At 60.4% G+C, this 19,294-nt stretch carries 15 protein-coding genes; 7 read left to right on the forward strand and 8 right to left on the reverse strand.

All coding sequences use genetic code 11. The annotated features are described in order from the left end of the window. The first annotated feature begins 1 nt into the window (after window position 1). From AC07XF_RS14370 to AC07XF_RS14390, 5 genes are all read left to right on the forward strand, one after another. A complete protein-coding gene (locus AC07XF_RS14370; RefSeq protein WP_495027016.1) occupies window positions 2-934 on the forward strand; it encodes an ABC transporter substrate-binding protein in 933 nt (310 codons plus the stop codon). Continuing rightward, window positions 931-2,832, forward strand: coding sequence for an ATP-binding protein (locus AC07XF_RS14375; RefSeq protein WP_495027017.1), 1,902 nt, complete (start codon window positions 931-933; stop codon window positions 2,830-2,832). The genes AC07XF_RS14370 and AC07XF_RS14375 overlap by 4 nt, the downstream gene beginning before the upstream one ends. Window positions 2,833-3,079: 247 nt before the next feature. After that, window positions 3,080-3,595: a 3-hydroxyacyl-[acyl-carrier-protein] dehydratase FabA gene (gene fabA / locus AC07XF_RS14380; RefSeq protein ID WP_003179264.1), complete on the forward strand. Its 516-nt coding sequence runs from the start codon at window positions 3,080-3,082 to the stop codon at window positions 3,593-3,595. Between the two features lie 11 nt (window positions 3,596-3,606). Further along, the gene (gene fabB, locus AC07XF_RS14385; RefSeq protein WP_007974551.1) at window positions 3,607-4,827 is read left to right on the forward strand and encodes a beta-ketoacyl-ACP synthase I; all 1,221 of its coding nucleotides are present in this window, start codon (window positions 3,607-3,609) and stop codon (window positions 4,825-4,827) included. Window positions 4,828-5,270: 443 nt separating this feature from the next. Beyond that, window positions 5,271-5,459, forward strand: a complete 189-nt coding sequence (locus AC07XF_RS14390) for a hypothetical protein (protein WP_007974549.1) — start codon at window positions 5,271-5,273, stop codon at window positions 5,457-5,459. A 67-nt stretch (window positions 5,460-5,526) separates the two neighbouring features. On the opposite strand, the gene AC07XF_RS14395 is transcribed toward AC07XF_RS14390, so the two are convergent. The 8 genes from AC07XF_RS14395 to AC07XF_RS14430 all read right to left on the reverse strand — a co-directional run bounded on the left by AC07XF_RS14395 (window position 5,527) and on the right by AC07XF_RS14430 (window position 15,100). Next, window positions 5,527-6,474, reverse strand: coding sequence for a hypothetical protein (locus tag AC07XF_RS14395; RefSeq protein ID WP_495027018.1), 948 nt, complete (start codon window positions 6,472-6,474; stop codon window positions 5,527-5,529). Between the two features lie 180 nt (window positions 6,475-6,654). Further along, window positions 6,655-7,197 carry a DUF2058 domain-containing protein gene (locus tag AC07XF_RS14400; RefSeq protein WP_007988773.1) on the reverse strand — a complete coding sequence of 181 codons (543 nt, stop codon included), beginning with the start codon at window positions 7,195-7,197 and terminating at the stop codon, window positions 6,655-6,657. A gap of 28 nt (window positions 7,198-7,225) precedes the next feature. Then, on the reverse strand, window positions 7,226-8,059 hold the full coding sequence (mazG, locus tag AC07XF_RS14405; protein WP_495027019.1) for a nucleoside triphosphate pyrophosphohydrolase: 834 nt from the start codon (window positions 8,057-8,059) through the stop codon (window positions 7,226-7,228). 119 nt (window positions 8,060-8,178) lie between these two features. After that, window positions 8,179-10,422, reverse strand: a complete 2,244-nt coding sequence (gene relA / locus AC07XF_RS14410) for a GTP diphosphokinase (protein WP_007974540.1) — start codon at window positions 10,420-10,422, stop codon at window positions 8,179-8,181. Window positions 10,423-10,545: 123 nt separating this feature from the next. Continuing rightward, window positions 10,546-11,898 (reverse strand): 23S rRNA (uracil(1939)-C(5))-methyltransferase RlmD, encoded by a 1,353-nt coding sequence (gene rlmD / locus AC07XF_RS14415; RefSeq protein ID WP_495027020.1) that lies wholly within the window; start codon window positions 11,896-11,898, stop codon window positions 10,546-10,548. After that, window positions 11,898-12,800: a cysteine synthase CysM gene (gene cysM / locus AC07XF_RS14420; protein WP_046043004.1), complete on the reverse strand. Its 903-nt coding sequence runs from the start codon at window positions 12,798-12,800 to the stop codon at window positions 11,898-11,900. Before cysM ends, rlmD begins: the two co-directional genes overlap by 1 nt. A gap of 169 nt (window positions 12,801-12,969) precedes the next feature. Next, window positions 12,970-14,391: a sensor histidine kinase gene (locus tag AC07XF_RS14425; protein ID WP_495027021.1), complete on the reverse strand. Its 1,422-nt coding sequence runs from the start codon at window positions 14,389-14,391 to the stop codon at window positions 12,970-12,972. Beyond that, a complete protein-coding gene (locus AC07XF_RS14430; protein WP_495027022.1) occupies window positions 14,381-15,100 on the reverse strand; it encodes a response regulator transcription factor in 720 nt (239 codons plus the stop codon). Before AC07XF_RS14430 ends, AC07XF_RS14425 begins: the two co-directional genes overlap by 11 nt. 216 nt (window positions 15,101-15,316) lie before the next feature. Between AC07XF_RS14430 and AC07XF_RS14435 the strand changes: the two genes are divergently transcribed. Together AC07XF_RS14435 and AC07XF_RS14440 are read left to right on the forward strand one after the other, a co-directional pair. Continuing rightward, complete coding sequence (locus tag AC07XF_RS14435; RefSeq protein ID WP_495027023.1) at window positions 15,317-18,070, forward strand: response regulator; 2,754 nt, start codon at window positions 15,317-15,319, stop codon at window positions 18,068-18,070. Window positions 18,071-18,265: 195 nt separating this feature from the next. After that, window positions 18,266-19,258: a 2-hydroxyacid dehydrogenase gene (locus AC07XF_RS14440; protein WP_495027024.1), complete on the forward strand. Its 993-nt coding sequence runs from the start codon at window positions 18,266-18,268 to the stop codon at window positions 19,256-19,258. Window positions 19,259-19,294 lie beyond the last annotated feature (36 nt).

A 19,294-nucleotide genomic window follows, 5' to 3' on the forward strand; every position in this document is an offset into this window, starting at 1 on the left:
GATGCCGCGTCGTCCGGCCTGCAGAATGCCGCCCCTGGGCCGGCTGCTGGTCGCACTTTGCCTGTTGTTATGCGGCATGCTGGGCAGCCTGGCGAGTAATGCGGCCGACATTTTGCTCACGGGGGCCGAAGACAGCCCCGGAGTGCGAGCGTTTACCCAGGCCCTGAGCGAGTTGCGGCCGGGCGATAACGTACGATTCCAGACACTGGCCAGTATGCCAATACCGGACAAGCTGCCGGAAAACATCCGCTTGATTCTGCTCGACCTGCCCAGCCTCGACTGGCGCCTGCAAGACACCCAGGGCCCGGCGACACTGGTGCTGCGTGTCAGCCGCTTGCAAGCCCGGCAGCGCTTGAACAATACGTTGCCTGCGCGCCTTTGCCTGCTATGGAGCGATCCACCGCTGGGCCGCCAGTTGCGCTTGACCCGCACCCTGTTGCCTCAAGCCAAACGCATCGGCGTGCTCTACGACAACCACAGCGAATTCCTCTTGAATGAGCTGCGTCAGGCCGCCCTCCCCTTGGGTCTTGAGGTGGTCACCCAGCGCTGGGACAACACTCAAGACAGCCGTCCGTTACAGGCCTTGCTGGAAAACAGCGACGTGTTGCTGGGCCTGGACGACGCCGACCTGTACAACCCGCAAACCGCCAAGAACCTGCTGCTGAGCAGCTACTCACGGCAAATGGCGCTGATTGGACCCAACGCGGGATTCGTCAAGGCCGGGAGCCTGGCCAGCACCTACAGCGACCAGAGTGATTGGCTGGCGGTCGTCGACGAAATGCTCGACCGGCCACCGGCCACCTGGCCGCGCACGCATTATCCCCATCTATTCAAAGTCTCGAGCAACCCACAGGTGGCGCGTTCACTGGGACTCGAGCAGATAAACGAAGCGTCTGTCGCCACACTGCTGGCTGAAGGAGAACGCCGTCCATGAACTTGCGCCGTCGCTGGGACATCAACACCCGTACCCAACTCATCAGCCTCGGCCCCGCCCTGCTGTTGACCTTGTTGTTGATCAGCTTCTTCACGTTCGTGCGCATCCAGGATCTGCGTCAGGAAATCACCCACACTGGCCAGTTGATCGCCAACCAACTGGCCCCCGCTACCGAATACGGGGTGATTTCGGGCAATAGTGAAGTGCTCGAAACCTTGCTCAAGGCGACACTGGCCACGCCCAATGTGCGCTTTCTGGAAATCCAGGACGGTGCCAACCGGGTTCTGGTGTACGTCGAACAACCAAGCGAACTTCACAATCGTGCGCAACAGGTCGAAGTGTTCCAGGCACCGATACGGCTACAGCGCATCGCTTTGCACAATGATTTTTTCCAGAGCAGCAAAACTGCCAACGCGGCTCCCACCGAAGACTATCTCGGCCGGGTGATCGTCGGGCTGTCCAATGATGCCTTCAGCCAGCGCCAGCAGGAAATCGTGCTCAAGGCCGCCATTCTGGCGCTGTTTGCCCTGCTGTTTACCTTCCTCGTGGCCCGGCGTCTGGCGGGCAGCCTGTCGCAACCGATCCGTGATATCGGCAATGCAGTCAAGGCGATCCAGGACGGCGACTACAAAACACCGCTGCCGATTGTCGACGACACTGAACTGGGCGCGCTGTCGCAACACATCAACAACCTCGCCAGCGGTCTCGAACAGGCCAGCCGCGAACAGCATCAGGCCATGGCGCAGTTGATCCAGACCCGCGAAGAGGCGGAAAAGGCCAACAACGCCAAATCCGACTTCCTCGCCATGATGAGCCATGAACTGCGCACGCCGATGAATGGCGTACTGGGCATGCTGCAGTTGCTGGAAACCACTGACATGACCGAGGAACAGGTGGAATACGCGGCGCTGGCCTCGGAATCCACCGAGCACTTGCTCAAGGTCATCAACGACATCCTGGATTTCTCGCGGATCGAACGTTCGGAGCTGGAACTGGAGCACATTCCGTTCAACCTCGCCGACCTGATCGGCAGTTGCGCCCAGTCGTTCCAGCACAGCGCCGCGCAACGCGGTCTGGACTTGAAACTGAAGATCCCCGACGACATGCGTGGTTTGCAGGTCAAGGGCGACCCGACGCGTATCCGGCAGATATTGGTCAATCTGGTCGGCAATGCACTGAAGTTCACCGAACAGGGCCGCATCACCCTCGAGGCGCAATGGCAGTCGCTGGATCACGAGTTGCTGTGGTTCACCTGCACTGTGCGCGACAGCGGTATCGGCATTCCGGCGCAAAGCCTGGAACTGATGTTCAACGCCTTCCAGCAGGCCGACAGCTCCATTTCAAGGCGTTACGGCGGCACCGGGCTGGGCCTGCCGATTGCCCGCACCCTCGCCGAGCGCATGGGAGGCACCTTGCGCGCGCAGAGTGAGGAAGGCCGCGGTTCGGTGTTCACCCTGGAAATTCCCCTGGCACTGCACCAGCAGACGCAGCCGCTGTTGAGCCCGCGCGCGCAAACCGGCAACAGCGCCGGCGAAGGGCGCAATGTGCTGCTGGTCGAAGACAACCCGGTCAACCAGACGGTCATCGAAGCCATGTTGCGCAGTCTGGGCTTCAAGGTCAGTGTCGCCGCCGACGGCGCCCAGGCGGTACGCAGCGCCGAGAGCCTGATTTTCGAAGCGATCCTGATGGATTGCCGCTTGCCGATCATCGATGGCTATGAAGCCACCCGGCAGATCCGCCAACTGCCCGGGTGCACCGACCTGCCGATCATCGCCCTGACCGCCAACGCCTTGCAGGGCGATCGCGAAGCCTGTTTGTCGGCGGGGATGAACGATTACCTGGCCAAGCCCTTCAAACGGACTGATCTGCAGCAAATTCTGCAGCGCTGGGTGCAGTAGTACAGGCCTTTCGAGCATCTGCGACTGGCGTGAAAGGCGAAAGTGCGGCAGTCTTAAGCACCCGAACAGGCCCGAAATGGGGCTTGAATAATAATTTCAGTGCACAAGTGTACATTCATGTCCTTGGTGCTGTGACTTTCACCACAACGCAATAGTCTATGAGTAGGCTGCCGGTTCGAGGCATGAACGCTTCGATCGGCCGGGAAGATTTGCCCCACCTGCCGCATGGGACTATTGAGGAGCTCGCATGACCAAACAAAACGCCTTTACCCGGGAAGACCTGCTGCGCTGCAGTCGCGGTGAGCTGTTCGGCCCTGGTAACGCGCAACTGCCCGCCCCGAACATGCTGATGGTTGACCGCATCACCCTGATCAGCGAAGAAGGTGGCAAGTACGGCAAAGGTGAATTGGTCGCCGAGCTGGATATCACTCCGGACCTGTGGTTCTTCGCCTGCCACTTCGAAGGCGATCCGGTAATGCCAGGCTGCCTGGGCCTCGACGCCATGTGGCAACTGGTCGGTTTCTTCCTGGGCTGGCAAGGCCTGCCGGGCCGTGGCCGTGCGCTGGGTTCGGGCGAAGTGAAATTCTTCGGTCAGGTCCTGCCGACCGCCAAGAAAGTCACCTATAACATCCATATCAAACGCGTCCTCAAGGGCAAGCTGAACCTGGCCATCGCCGACGGTTCGGTCACTGTCGACGGTCGCGAAATCTACACCGCCGAAGGCCTCCGGGTCGGCGTGTTCACCTCCACTGACAACTTCTAAGGGTTATCCGCATGCGCCGCGTCGTTATCACTGGTCTGGGCATCGTTTCTTGCCTGGGCAATGACAAAGAGACCGTCTCCGCTAACCTGCGTGCAAGCCGCCCTGGCATCCGGTTCAATCCGGAATATGCCGAAATGGGTCTGCGTAGCCAGGTTTCCGGCTCCATCGACCTCAACCTTGAAGAACTGATCGATCGCAAGATTTATCGCTTCGTCGGCCACGCGGCAGCTTATGCCTACCTGGCCATGAAAGACGCCATCACCGACTCGGGCCTGACCGAAGAGCAGGTTTCCAACCCGCGTACCGGCCTGATCGCCGGTTCCGGTGGCGCATCGACCCTGAACCAGATGGAAGCGCTGGACATCCTGCGCGAGAAAGGCGTCAAGCGCGTCGGCCCATACCGCGTCACGCGGACCATGAGCAGCACCGTTTCCGCTTGCCTGGCCACTCCGTTCAAGATCAAGGGCCTGAACTACTCCATCGCTTCTGCCTGCGCCACCAGTGCTCACTGCATCGGTACCGCCATGGAACAGATCCAGATGGGCAAGCAGGACATCGTCTTCGCCGGTGGCGGTGAAGAAGAGCACTGGAGCCAGTCGTTCCTGTTCGACGCCATGGGCGCCCTGTCCAGCAAGCGCAACGACACCCCGGAAAAAGCCTCCCGCGCCTACGACGCCGACCGTGACGGTTTCGTCATCGCCGGCGGTGGCGGCATGGTCGTGGTTGAAGAGCTGGAACACGCTCTGGCCCGTGGCGCGAAGATCTATGCGGAAATCGTCGGCTACGGCGCGACCTCCGACGGCTACGACATGGTTGCCCCAAGCGGCGAAGGCGCGATCCGCTGCATGCAGCAGGCGCTGTCCACCGTCGATACCCCGATCGACTACCTGAACACCCACGGCACCTCGACTCCGGTCGGCGACGTCGCGGAAATGAAAGGTGTGCGTGAAGTGTTCGGCGACAAGGCTCCAGCCATCAGCTCCACCAAGAGCCTGTCGGGTCACTCCCTGGGCGCCGCCGGCGTTCACGAAGCGATCTACTGCATGCTGATGATGGAAGGCAACTTCATTGCCGGCTCCGCCAACATCGACGAGCTGGACCCTGAAGTAGCCGATCTGCCGGTACTGACCAAGACCCGCGAAAACGCCACCATCAACACCGTGATGAGCAACAGCTTCGGTTTCGGTGGCACTAACGCCACGCTGGTACTGAAGCGCTGGGAAGGTAAGTAATTTCCCGCTGCTGAGCCGCACATGAAAACGCCCCGACTGGTTCGGGGCGTTTTTTTTGCCTGAAATACGGGGACTGCCGTAATGCTGTCCGTAGCAGCTGGCGAAGCCTGCGTTCGGCGACGAAGTCGTCGTGAAATCATTAAGCCCAGTGTGTCAGGCAAACCGCATGCGCAGGATTTGCGACGACTTCGTCGCCGAACGCAGGCTTCGCCAGCTGCTACAGGTCCTGTGTTGTGTCGCAACTCTTCAATGCGTACATGAAGCTTTTGTCATGAAACTCAGCGGCCTGCGACGCAATGCCGCAGAACTAAAGGCCTGCGGGACTTTCTCCGATTTTGCAAAAGTCTGTTTCCAAATCGAAGCGTTTACTTAGCAAGCTAACAAAACATATAACGGAGGCCTGCACATGCCTTGCTGCAGATAACAGAGATTGGAGCTAGCAGATGACTGTAAAAGTAACTGAACGCGACGATTCACATAAATCCCACGAGGGTGTAGCCGCCGGTATCCGGATCTGGGACGTGCATCAACAAGACCTGCTGGTCGGGATGTTCCATTCCGAGGCTGACGCACAAAACTACAGGGCCGAACTGGAAATGCTCGAGCGCAAACGCGAACTTGCGACCGGTTGAAAACAGACTCCACCACCGTGCAGCCTGCCCCTCCCCGCACGGGCGGGCTGCATCCGGATCACACGGCTCAGGCAATCTGAACGGCCGCTAAATGAAGAGAGTCGTCGATCACCACCGAAGGGACAACACCGACGATCCGCCCCGCCTCAAGCTTCACCACTTCACACTCACCATCGCCCATGCCGTCATTGCGGATGGAAAACTGGATCGAAGTTGGATGACGCTTGCCGTAATCGAAACTCATGCCGCAGGCGATCAGAAAATCGATTTTCGCTCCCGCCAGTTCAATTTCCTTGTCCCGCTCACCGTCTTTCAACAGCGCATAATCAAGGCACAAGTTGATACCGAATGGGCAGCCCGGAACGAGACTATTAATAAACCTTCCTTCGTAACCACCAAAATAACTGTGTTCGGCCTGCACACTACTGACTTCCTTTACCCTGACGACAACCTCGTCAAACAACTTGAAAAACCAATAGCCGTCTTCAGTACCTACATGCTTGCCGAAATCGATGCCTGATACATAGCGCTTCGGCCACATCGACATCAATGGCCTATCAGCCTCGTAATCCTTATTGGAGATCGTCAGTAAGTAATTAATAACATCGTAATAACCAGACTCACCCTCTCCAACTTTAATCAGCGTCGCACAACTTCCCGCCAGCAGAACGATCTTGCCGTATTGCTCCACTGGCAGTTCGCTGATCAACAACGCCACACACTCTGGCACCTTTTGCAGATAAGCCGAATTCAACTCATGGAGTTCCTCTTCACTGCGGACCTGGTGCCAGGGAATATTCCAGAAAAACTCAGGCAGTGTAAAGAAAACACAAGCGACCTCACCATGGTCCTCGCGGGCGGCCTTTGCAGCAATCTTGATCTTTCGGCGCACCAGGTAAGCGCGCTCGGCCAGTTCATCGTCCAGATAATCGAGAATGGATTGTTCGGGCATTCGCGGGTGCGATAACTGCGACTTGAAAGTGGGTTGGCGTAACGAAGCGATACTTATCAGCATTGAAGACATCCTTATCCATTAAAATTCATTCCATTTGTTTTCTCCTTATTAATTAACCACTCACCCAAGAGAGATTATTTTCAGCAAAAGAAAACCCGAAAGATCGTATCGATACGATCTTTCGGGTTCAATTATTTAATCCTGCAAAGTACTAGCAATCATGTAACGCGAGTGAGTCGATTACCACATCAGATCATCAGGAATCTTGTAGGCCGCGTACGGATCGTCCTCGACACTGACTTCCTCGGTTTGCACATTCAGTTGCACGATGCGTTGTGGGTCGCGCTCCTGAATCTTCAATGCCGCCTCGCGCGGAATCACTTCGTAGCCGCCAGCGTGATGCACGATGGCCAGCGAACCGCTGCTGAGCTTGTTGCGCATCAGGGTGTTGACGGAGATGCGCTTGACCTTCTTGTCGTCGACGAAGTTGTAGTAATCCTCGGTCGTCAGTTTCGGCAGGCGCGAGACTTCGATCAATTGCTTGACCTGCGCCGCACGGGCCTTGGCCTCGGCTTTCTCCTGCTGCTGGCGGTTGAGTTCCTGGTCGCGCTTGACCTTCTCGGCCATGGCTTCCTGCGCCGCGCGCTGCTGGGAGTCATCCAGCTCGATCTGGCCTTTGTGGGCCAGGCGTTGTTGTTTCTGCTTGTCTTTGCTGACCTGCTTGGCCTGCTTCTGGTTGACCAGCCCTGCTTTGAGCAACTGGTCGCGAAGGGAAATGCTCATGGTGCTTATTACTCACTTAGGCCACTGCTCAACCGCAGCTGGGCAAATTCTTTTCCTGACGTTTGGCTTCGCCCCACAAGGCGTCCAACTCTTCGAGGGTGCAATCTTCCATGGGACGACGGGTATCGCGCAATGCCTGTTCGATAAAACGAAAGCGTCTTTCAAACTTGCCGTTGGCGCCACGCAATGCGGCTTCCGGATCGACCTTGAGATGCCGCGCCAGATTGACCACGGAAAACAGCAGGTCGCCGATCTCGTCGGCCACGGCCTCGGGATCGTTTTCCGACATGGCTTCGAGGACTTCATCGAGCTCTTCACGCACTTTATCGAGCACCGGCAAAGCGTCCGGCCAGTCGAACCCGACCTGCCCCGCGCGCTTCTGCAATTTTGCCGAACGGGACAGCGCCGGCAGTGCGGCGGGAACATCATCGAGCAACGACAACTGCTCGGGTGCCGAAGATTTCTCCGCGCGCTCTTCGGCCTTGATCTCTTCCCAGCGCTGCTTGACCTGTTCTTCACTCAGGCGCGGGACATCCAGCGGCGCATACAGGTCACCGGTGGGGAACACATGAGGGTGACGGCGGATCAGCTTGCGGGTGATGCTGTCGACCACACCGGCGAACTCAAAGCGCCCTTCTTCGCGAGCCAGCTGGCTGTAATAAACCACCTGGAACAGCAGATCGCCCAACTCACCCTGCAAGTGATCGAAGTCGCCGCGCTCGATGGCGTCGGCGACTTCGTAGGCTTCCTCAAGGGTGTGCGGGACGATGGTGGCGTAAGTTTGCTTGATGTCCCATGGGCAACCGTACTGCGGGTCGCGCAGGCGGTTCATCAGGTGCAACAGGTCTTCAAGTGTGTACATCCGTGATTCTCGTCAAACACCCCTGTAGGAGCTGGCTTGCCAGCGATGGCGACCATCAGGCCAGCGCAAGACTTGAGGCCGCCTTCGCCGGCAAGCCGGCTCCTACAGGGAGGGGGGGGTCAGGGCGTCCGGTTACGCCGGGTTTCGATGATGTTCGGCAACTGGGAAATCCGCCCCAGCAGCCGCCCCAATGCATCCAGCCCCGGAATCTCGATGGTCAGGGACATCAGCGCGGTGTTGTCCTCTTTGTTCGAGCGGGTGTTGACCGCCAGCACGTTGATCCGCTCATTGAGCAGCACCTGCGACACGTCACGCAGCAAACCGGAACGGTCGTAGGCGCGGATGACGATGTCCACCGGATAGGTGAGCACCGGTACCGGCCCCCAGCTGACCTGGATGATTCGCTCGGGCTCGCGCCCGGCCAGTTGCAGCACCGAGGCGCAGTCCTGGCGGTGAATGCTCACGCCGCGGCCCTGGGTGATGTACCCGACGATTGCATCGCCCGGTAACGGCTGGCAGCAGCCGGCCATCTGGGTCATCAGGTTGCCGACGCCCTGGATCTGGATATCGCCGCGCTTGCCCGGTTTGTAGCCGGTGGCCTTGCGTGGAATCAGTTCCAGCTGTTCGTTGCCGCGTTCCGGCTCGACCAGTTGCTGCGCCAGGTTGACCAGTTGCGCCAGGCGCAAGTCGCCGGCACCGAGGGCGGCGAACAGGTCTTCGGCGGTTTTCATGTTGGCCTTGTCGGCCAGCTTGTCGAAATCCACCGCCGGCAGACCGAGGCGATTGAGCTCGCGCTCAAGCAGCGTTTTACCGGCCGCGACGTTCTGGTCACGAGCCTGCAACTTGAACCAGTGAACGATCTTCGCCCGCGCCCGCGACGTGGTGACGTAACCCAGGTTCGGGTTCAGCCAGTCACGGCTCGGGGTGCCGTGCTTGCTGGTGATGATCTCGACCTGTTCACCGGTTTGCAGGCTGTAGTTGAGCGGCACGATGCGCCCGTTGATCTTGGCGCCGCGGCAGTTGTGACCGATTTCGGTGTGTACGCGGTAGGCGAAGTCCAGCGGTGTCGCGCCCTTCGGCAAGTCAATGGCGTGACCGTCCGGGGTGAAGATGTAGACGCGGTCAGGCTCGATATCGACCCGCAGCTGTTCCGCCAGGCCACCGATGTCGCCCAGCTCTTCGTGCCATTCGAGCACCTGACGCAGCCAGGAGATTTTTTCTTCGTAGTGATTGGAACCGGATTTGACGTCGGTGCCCTTGTAGCGCCAGTGCGCGCACACGCCGAGTTCAGCTTCTTCGTGCATCGCATGGGTGCGGATCTGCACCTCCAGCACCTTGCCCTCAGGCCCGATCACCGCCGTGTGCAGCGAGCGATAGCCGTTTTCCTTGGGGTTGGCGATGTAGTCGTCGAACTCTTTCGGGATGTGCCGCCACAGGGTGTGGACGATGCCGAGCGCGGTGTAGCAATCGCGCATCTCCGGCACCAGCACGCGAACGGCACGCACGTCGTAGATCTGGCTGAACTCCAGACCTTTGCGCTGCATTTTGCGCCAGATCGAATAGATGTGTTTGGCCCGGCCGCTGATGTCGGCATCGACGCCGGTGGCCTGCAATTCGTTTTTCAGCTGGCTCATCACGTCGCTGATGAAGCGCTCGCGATCCAGTCGCCGCTCGTGGAGCAACTTGGCGATCTGCTTGTACTGGTCTGGCTCCAGGTAACGGAAGGACAAGTCTTCCAGTTCCCACTTGATGTGACCGATACCCAGGCGGTGGGCCAGTGGTGCATAAATGTCGAAGACTTCACGAGCCACGCGGTTGCGCTTTTCGTCGTCGGCGGTCTTCACCGCACGGATCGCGCAGGTGCGTTCGGCCAGTTTGATCAGGGCGACGCGAACGTCGTCGACCATGGCCACCAGCATCTTGCGCAGGTTTTCCACCTGCCCCTGGGTGCCCAGCACCAGGGATTTTCGCGGACTCAGGCTGTCGCTGATCGCGGCCATGCGCTGCACGCCGTCGATGAGCTTGGCCACCACCGGACCGAAGCGCTGGCTGACGGCGGGCAACTTGATCTGGCCCTCGCGTACGCCTCGATACAGGATCGCGGCGACCAGTGAATCCTGATCGAGTTTGAGATCGGCGAGAATCTCGGCGATCTCAAGGCCGGTACGGAAAGTCGAGTTGCCTTCCGACCATAGATTCTGTGCCGCATTGGCTTGCTGCTCAGCCTCGCGAGCGTACTCGCAGGCCTCTTTCAAGGCTTCGCGATCCAGTGCCAGATCGACACTCACCGCGTGATCGAGCCAAGCCTCGAGATTGATACTGCCGTCGGTGTTGATCGGCTGGTGTGCTCTCACCTGTACCATCTTGCTTACCTTCCCTACGACGCAGATTCAATGCGTCAAATCGCTGACCTTCGTTGCCCGTGCGCCCACGTCGGGCTGGGTGCGCGGCTGCACGGGCGGGCCAGTCGGACCAGACGAGCCATCCTAGCTCGCTTCAAATAACGCCATGGCCTCGACATGCGCCGTTTGAGGAAACATATCGAGAATCCCGGCACGTTTTAACCGGTAGCCCTGCTTGATCAATTCGACCGTGTCGCGCGCCAGAGTTGCAGGGTTGCACGACACATACACCAATCGTTCGGCGCCCAGGGCCTTGAGCTTGCGCACAACCTCGAAAGCACCGTCACGCGGTGGGTCCAAGAGTACCGCACAAAAGCCTTCGGCGGCCCATTCAGCGTCCGACAAAGGCTGGGATAAATCGGCCTGAAAAAACTTCGCGTTATGCAGATTATTGCTAGCGGCATTCGCCGCTGCCCGATCGACCATCACCTGCACACCTTCCACCGCCACCACTTCACGAGCGGCCTTGGCCAATGGCAAGGCAAAGTTGCCCAGGCCACAGAACAGATCAAGTACGCGCTCATCGGCTGTCGGCTTCAACCAGTCCAGTGCCTGGGCGACCATCGCTTCGTTGACCCCGGCATTGACCTGGATGAAATCCCCTGGCCGGTAAGCCAGTTCCAGATCCCACTGTTCAAGACGATAGCCCAATGACTGATCGGCCTCGACCGGTTGCGGTTCGCTGTCGCCATGCAGCCACAACTGGGCTTCGTGGAACGCGCAGAAATCCTTGAGAATCGTCAGGTCGGCGTCGGACAACGGCGCCATGTGCCGCAGCAAAACCGCCAGCTTCGAGCCGCTGAACAACTCCACATGTCCGAGTGCCAGGGGTTTGCTCAAGCGCCGCAGCATCTCCGGCAAGCGGGTCATGATCGGCTGCAAGGGCTGAACCAGAACCGGGCATTCATCGATGCCTACGATGTCCTGGCTGCCGGCGGCACGGAATCCGACTTCGAGTTTTTTTGCTTTCATGTCCCAGCGCACCGCGACGCGGGCGCGACGACGGTAGCCGAACTCCGGACCACTCAATGGCGCGGCCCATTCCTCGGGCTCGACACCGGCGACTTTGGACAATTGCTCGGCGAGCATTCGCTGTTTCAGGGCGAGTTGTTCGTTGTGAGGCAAATGCTGCACGCTGCAACCGCCGCAGCGACCGGCATGGGGGCACGGCGCCGGGCGACGCAGATCGCTGGCCTTGAACACCCGTTCGGTGCGCGCCTCGACCACTTTGCCGTGGGCACCGAGCACACGCGCTTCAATCTCTTCACCGGCCAATGCGCCGATGACGAACCAGGTGCGGCCTTCGAAAAACGCGATGCCGCGACCGTCATTGGCCAGGCGCTCGATGGTCAGGCGCTGCTTTTTGCCGGTCGGGATTTGCGGGGCCTTGCTGCCGCCGGTGGGCTGGAAGCGCAGGCCTCTTTCATGTTTGGCCATCAGTTGGGCGCGTCGAAAATGCCGGTCGACAAGTAACGGTCGCCACGGTCGCAGATGATCGCGACGATCACCGCGTTTTCAACTTCTTTGGACAACCGCAACATCGCCGCCACGGCACCGCCCGAGGACACGCCGCAGAAGATGCCTTCTTCGCGGGCCAGACGACGGGTCACGTCTTCGGCTTCGCTTTGCGCCATGTCGACGATCCGGTCGACGCGATCGGCTTGATAAATCTTTGGCAGGTATTCCTGGGGCCAGCGGCGGATACCCGGAATCGCCGAGCCTTCCATCGGTTGCAGGCCGATGATCTGCACGTTGTCGTTCTGTTCTTTCAGGTAGCGCGACACGCCCATGATGGTGCCGGTGGTGCCCATGGAGCTGACGAAATGGGTGATGGTGCCCTGGGTCTGGCGCCAGATTTCCGGGCCAGTGGTGGTGTAGTGCGCCTCGGGGTTGTCACCGTTGGCGAACTGATCCAGTACCTTGCCACGACCTTCTGCTTCCATCTTCTGCGCGAGGTCACGGGCGCCTTCCATGCCCTGCTCCTGGCTGACCAGAATCAGCTCGGCGCCATAAGCGGTCATGGCCGCCTTGCGCTCGGCGCTGGAGTTGTCCGGCATGATCAGGATCATCCTGTAACCCTTGATCGCAGCGGCCATGGCCAGGGCGATCCCGGTGTTGCCCGAGGTCGCTTCGATCAGCGTGTCGCCGGCATGGATCTGCCCGCGCAGTTCGGCGCGGGTGATCATCGACAGCGCCGGACGGTCCTTGACCGAACCCGCCGGGTTGTTCCCTTCGAGCTTGAGCAAAAGGGTATTGCTGGTGGCGCCGGGCAGGCGCTGCAAACGGACCAGCGGAGTGTTGCCGACGCAATCGGCGATGGTTGGGTACTGCAAGGTCATGGCGTATTCGCAATCCAGACTGCGGGGGCGACTATCATACCGGCAAACCGAGCGAGGCCATATCACGCAAAGTGTGGTGCTTATGGTTTATGGGAATAAGGCTGAATTTTATGGGGAATGGGAGGGCCTCTTCGCGGGCAAGCCCGCTCCCACAGGGTATCGGGGGTGATCATGCGTTTTGCGGTTGGAACACGGCCAATGCGGGAGCGGGCTTGCTCGCGAAGGCGTCGACACTGGCGCTATCAACATCCGCCAACAAACGCATATTCAGGCGCAACCCGGTCCCGGTGTTCTGCGCCCAAAGTTTCCCGCCCTGCCGCTGCACCGCATTCCTCGCAATGCTCAGCCCCAGCCCAAACCCACCATCCCCCGGCCGCGAACCGTCGAGTCGGGTGAACGGCAGGAAGATCCGCTCAAGATCGGCTTCCGCCACACCGCCGCCCTGATCCTCCAGCCACAGATGCCAGAAGTCGCCATCACGCCGTCCACCAAGACTCACGACACCCCCCTTCGGCGAATGACGGATGGCATTGCGCAGAATGTTTTCCAATGCCTGGGCCAAGGTGTTGAGATGACCGCGGACCCAGCAGGATGCATCTACCGTGCATTGCAACCGAGTATCGGGCCAGCCACTTTCATAACAGGCATTTTCCGTGAGCATTTCCCACAGGGCCTGGATCTGGATGGCTTCGTCGGGCAGTCGGGTGCGCTCGGTGTCCAGCCACGCCAGTTGCAGCGTGTCCTCCACCAGGCGCTGCATGCCATCGACCTCACGGCCGATGCGTTCGCGCAATGGCTCCAGCCCCTGCTCGCTTTCACTGGCCACCCGCAGGCGGCTCAATGGCGTGCGCAATTCATGGGACAAATCGCGCAGCAATTGCTGCTGCAAGGCCACGGTGCTTTGCAGGCGTTCAGACATGTGATCGAACGCCCGACCCAACTCACCCAGCTCATCCGAACGATTGGTGGTCCGGGTCGACAGCCGTACATTCAGTTGATCGGCACGCCAGGCATTGGCCTGCGCGCGCAAGTGATTGAGCGGCACCACCAACAAGCGGTACAGCCCAACGCACAACAGCAAGGTGAACAACCCCGGAATCACGCCGTTGGTGATCACCCGCCAGAACACTCGGTAATGCCCCGGTACAAAACGCTTGGGCAGTTCGATCACCAGGCTGCCGCTAGACGGGTCGCCGGGAAACGGTATGCGCATCCACGGCCGGCCTTTTCTGTGGATGGGCCAATCGAGGCCGCGCAAAAAAGTCAGGCGTTCGACTTCCTTGTCCGTCAGCGACTGGTTGCTCAAGGACTGCAAGTCAGCGCCGATGACACCAACCCAGCCTTCTTCCCGCTGATACATGCCTTGCAGCCAGTCATCGACGCCAGCGCTCTGCCGCTGTTGCCATGCTTGCTCAACCTCGGCGGCATAGCGCGTCAGGGTGCCTCGGGCCTCATCCGAGAGGAACTGGTTACGCTCCTCCATGTAGCGTCCCCAGGACCAACTGAGCCAGATCATCAGCAAGCAGAACGCTACCAATAGGCAAGCAAGCTTCCAGAACAGCGAATGCCTGCCCGGCAAATTACATTTCATCGGCGGCGCTCAAGATGTAACCCTTGCCCCATACCGTACGCACTTCGCGCTCGGTGTAGCCGATGGCCTTGAGCTTGCGGCGGATCTGGCTGATGTGCATGTCCAGGCTGCGGTCATGGGCCGCATAGCCGCGCTGCAGCACCTGTTGATAAAGGAAGGCTTTGCTCAATACTTCGTCGGCGCTGCGGTGCAGCGTCTCCAGCAACCGATACTCGCTGCGGGTCAGGTCGGCCGCCTGTTCGCCATAAAAGACTTCGAAACTTTCATCGTCGAAACGCAGGCTGTCCATCGACAGGGCAGGCACTGCGGGCGCGGGCCGGCGGTCGAGTGCCACCCGCCGCAGAATGGCTTCGATGCGCACCCGCAACTCCACCATGCTGAAAGGCTTTGGCAGGTAATCATCGGCCCCCAGGCGAAAGCCGCTGATGCGATCGGCCTCGGCACCGAGGGCCGACATCAGCAACACCGGGGTGGAATGGCTCTGGCGCAATTGGGTCAGTACCGCCAGGCCGTCCATGCCCGGCAGCAGAATATCCATCAGCACCACATCGAAAGGTTGCCGGCGGGCAATGTCCAGGCCTTCCTGGCCGTTCTGGCACCAGGTCACCTGAAAGCCGCTGCGATCCAGATGCTCATGAACGTAGGCTCCGAGCACGAGGTCGTCTTCGATGGACAGGATTCGGGGGAAGCCAGCAGTGATGGGAGTCATGACTATCTGCAAACAATTCTCAGTTGAGCTGATTATTCAAGATTGCCTCGCCAGGGGCAACCCACGGTTTGTCCGTATCGCCAATGAGTCGCCCGGGCCGACGAATGGCCGCACCATTTTTACCAGGATTGCCCGCGAGCAAATCGCTACACTGCGCAAGTGGTGCATGGCGGATGCATGTGCAGGTCAATAAATAGCGGGATGCAGGAGAGATGCGTGCTCAAGAAACTGGGAATCAAAGGCCGCGTGCTGTTGCTGACCCTGTTGCCAACCAGCCTGATGGCGTTGGTGCTGGGAGGTTATTTTACCTGGATGCAACAGGCTGACCTGCAAACCCAGCTCATGCAGCGCGGTGAAATGATCGCCGAGCAGTTGGCTCCGCTGGCGGCGCCAGCCATGGGTCATCAGGACAACGAACTGCTCGAACGCATCGCCACCCAGGCCCTGGAACAAACCGACGTACGAGCCGTGACCTTCCTGGCTCCCGATCGCACGCTGCTGGCCCACGCCGGCCCGACCATGCTCAATCAGTCGCCCTCCGGCGGCGGCACGCAAATGCTGCGCCTCAGCGGTAGCGATGCGACCCGCTATCTGCTGCCGGTATTCGGCAAACACCGCAACCTGGCCGGGGACGTGATTCCCGAAGAAGCCGACCGCCTGCTGGGCTGGGTCGAACTTGAACTGTCCCATAACAGCATGCTGTTGCGCGGTTACCGCAGCCTGTTCGCCAGCCTGATGTTGATCAGTGCGGGACTGATCGGTGCGGCACTGTTGGCCTTGCGCATGGGCCGCACGATCAATCGGCCGCTGAGCCAGATCAAACAAGCCGTGACTCAACTCAAGGACGGCCATCTGGAAACCCGCTTGCCGCCCCTCGGCAGCCAGGAACTGGATGAACTGGCTTCCGGCATCAACCGCATGGCCGGCACCCTGCAAAACGCGCAGGAAGAATTGCAGCACAGCATCGACCAGGCCACCGAAGACGTGCGCCAGAACCTGGAAACCATCGAGATCCAGAACATCGAGCTGGACCTGGCGCGCAAGGAGGCCCTGGAAGCGAGCCGGATCAAGTCCGAATTCCTGGCTAACATGAGCCATGAAATCCGCACGCCACTCAATGGCATTCTCGGTTTCACCCACCTGTTGCAAAAAAGCGAGCTCACCCCGCGCCAGCTCGACTACCTGGGCACCATCGAAAAGTCTGCCGACAGCCTGCTGGGCATCATCAACGAGATTCTCGACTTCTCGAAAATCGAGGCGGGCAAACTGGTGCTCGACCACATTCCGTTCAACCTGCGCGACCTGCTGCAAGACACCCTGACCATTCTCGCCCCGGCTGCCCACGCCAAGCAGCTGGAACTGGTGAGCCTGGTGTATCGGGACACGCCGCTGTCACTGGTGGGCGACCCGCTGCGACTCAAGCAGATCCTGACGAACCTGGTGAGCAACGCGATCAAGTTCACCCGCGAAGGCACCATCGCCGCCCGTGCCATGCTCGAAGAAGAGCACGAAGACACTGTGCAGTTGCGCATCAGCATTCAGGACACCGGTATCGGCCTCTCGAGCCAGGACGTGCGGGCGCTGTTCCAGGCCTTCAGCCAGGCTGACAACTCGCTGTCGCGGCAACCCGGCGGCACGGGCCTGGGCCTGGTGATTTCCAAGCGCCTGATCGAACAGATGGGTGGCGAGATCGGCGTCGACAGCACGCCGGGGGAAGGGTCGGAGTTCTGGATCAGCCTGAGCCTGCCGAAAGCCCGCGACGATGCCGAAGACCTGCCCGCCGCGCCCTTGCTCGGGCGTCGGGTGGCGGTGCTGGAAAACCACGAGCTGGCCCGGCAGGCGTTGCAGCATCAACTGCAAGACTGCGGCCTCGACACCACGCCGTTCAATACCCTGGAAAGCCTGACCAATGGCGTCACCGCCGCCCACCAGACCGATCAGGCGATCGACCTCGCCGTGCTCGGCATCACCAGCAACGACATGCCGCCGGAACGCCTCAACCAGCACATCTGGGACCTCGAGCATCTTGGCTGCAAGGTGTTGGTGTTGTGCCCGACCACGGAACAGACGCTGTTCCATCTTTCCGTGCCCAACCCCCACAGCCAGCTCCAGGCGAAACCGGCCTGCACCCGCAAGCTGCGACGTTCCCTGTCTGACCTGGTCAACCCGCGCCCGATGCGCAGCGAGCCGGGTGAACCGGTGTCCAGCCGTGCACCGAAGGTGCTGTGTGTCGACGATAATCCGGCCAACCTGATGCTGGTGCAGACCCTGCTCGAAGACATGGGCGCCAAGGTGCTTGCGGTGGAAAGCGGTTATGCCGCCGTCAAGGCGGTGCAGAACGAGGCATTCGATCTGGTGTTGATGGACGTGCAGATGCCCGGCATGGACGGCCGCCAGAGTACCGAGGCGATCCGCCAGTGGGAAAGCGAACGGCATTGCACGCCGCTGCCGATCGTGGCCCTCACCGCCCACGCCATGGCCAACGAAAAACGCGCGCTGCTGCAAAGCGGCATGGACGACTACCTGACCAAACCGATCAGCGAACGGCAATTGGCGCAGGTGGTGCTGAAGTGGAGCGGCCTGGCGCTGCGCAATCACAGCCCGGAGCGCTCCGGCGATATGCATGGCGGCGCCCATGACCTGTTGGTGCTCGACCACGAGGAAGGATTGCGCCTGGCCGCCGGCAAGGCAGATCTGGCGGCGGACATGCTGGCGATGCTGCTGGCGTCACTGGAGGCCGACCGTGAAGCCATCCGGTTCGCTCAGCAAAGCAACGACCACAACGCCCTGATCGAACGAGTCCATCGCCTGCATGGCGCGACACGTTACTGCGGCGTACCGCAATTGCGCGCAGCCTGCCAACGCAGCGAAACCCTGCTCAAGCAACAGGACCCGAAAGCCAGTGTTGCACTGGAAGAGCTCGACCGGGCGATCAATCGCCTGGCAGCCCTGGCGCGCACGAATGCTTGATGCAGCGCAACCCTGCCAGGTTGCATGAACGCTAATGTAGCAGCTGGCGAAGGCTGCGTTCGGCGGCGACGCCGTCGTAAAACCCGTATCCGCGGCTAACCTGCAGAACTGCGGCGGCTTGTTTTGCGACGGCTTCGCCGCCGAACGCAGGCTTCGCCAGCTGCGACAGAAAGCTTCAACTCTCAGGGGGACAGCATGCGTACGATTCTTTTCAGCAGCCAGAACTACGACCGCGACAGTTTTCTCGCCGCCGGGCAACCGGCCGGCATCGAGCTGCACTTTCAAGCGGCGCGACTGAGCCTGGATACGGCGGCACTGGCGGAACATCACGAGGTGGTCTGCGCCTTTATCAACGATGACCTCGGCGCCCCGGTGCTCGAACGCCTGGCTGCCGGCGGCACACGCCTGATCGCCCTGCGCTCGGCCGGCTACAACCATGTCGACCTGGCAGCGGCGAAACGCCTGGGACTGGCGATTGTGCGGGTCCCGGCCTACTCGCCCCATGCCGTGGCCGAACACGCGGTGGCGTTGATCCTCGCGCTCAACCGCCGCTTGCACCGCGCCTATAACCGCACCCGTGAAGGCGATTTCAGCCTGCATGGACTGACCGGTTTCGATTTGGTGGGCAAGACGGTCGGCGTGGTCGGTACCGGGCAGATTGGCGCCACCTTCGCCAGGATCATGAACGGTTTTGGCTGCCAGTTACTGGCCTATGACCCCTACCCCAACCCGCAGGTCGAAGCCCTCGGCGCGCACTACATGAGCCTGCCGCAACTGCTGGCCGAATCGCAGATCATCAGCCTGCACTGCCCGCTCAACGAGCAGAGCAAGCACCTGATCAACCGCCAATCCCTGGCGCACATGCAACCGGGCGCGATGCTGATCAATACCGGGCGTGGCGGCCTGGTGGACACCCCGGCACTGATCGATGCCTTGAAAGACGGTCGCCTGGGTTACCTGGGGCTGGATGTGTATGAGGAAGAAGCGCAGTTGTTCTTCGAGGACCGCTCCGACCTGCCACTGCAAGATGATGTGCTGGCACGGCTGCTGACCTTCCCCAACGTGATCGTCACCGCGCACCAGGCGTTCCTGACCCACGAAGCGCTGGACGCGATTGCCGCCACCACATTGCGCAACATTGCAGCCTGGATGGCGGGCACACCGGAAAATCAAGTAACGGGAGACTGAAACGGATCGAAGGTCATCTGCCTGCGCGATGCGGCG

This window comes from Pseudomonas sp. GW821-FHT01C01, from assembly GCF_059422645.1.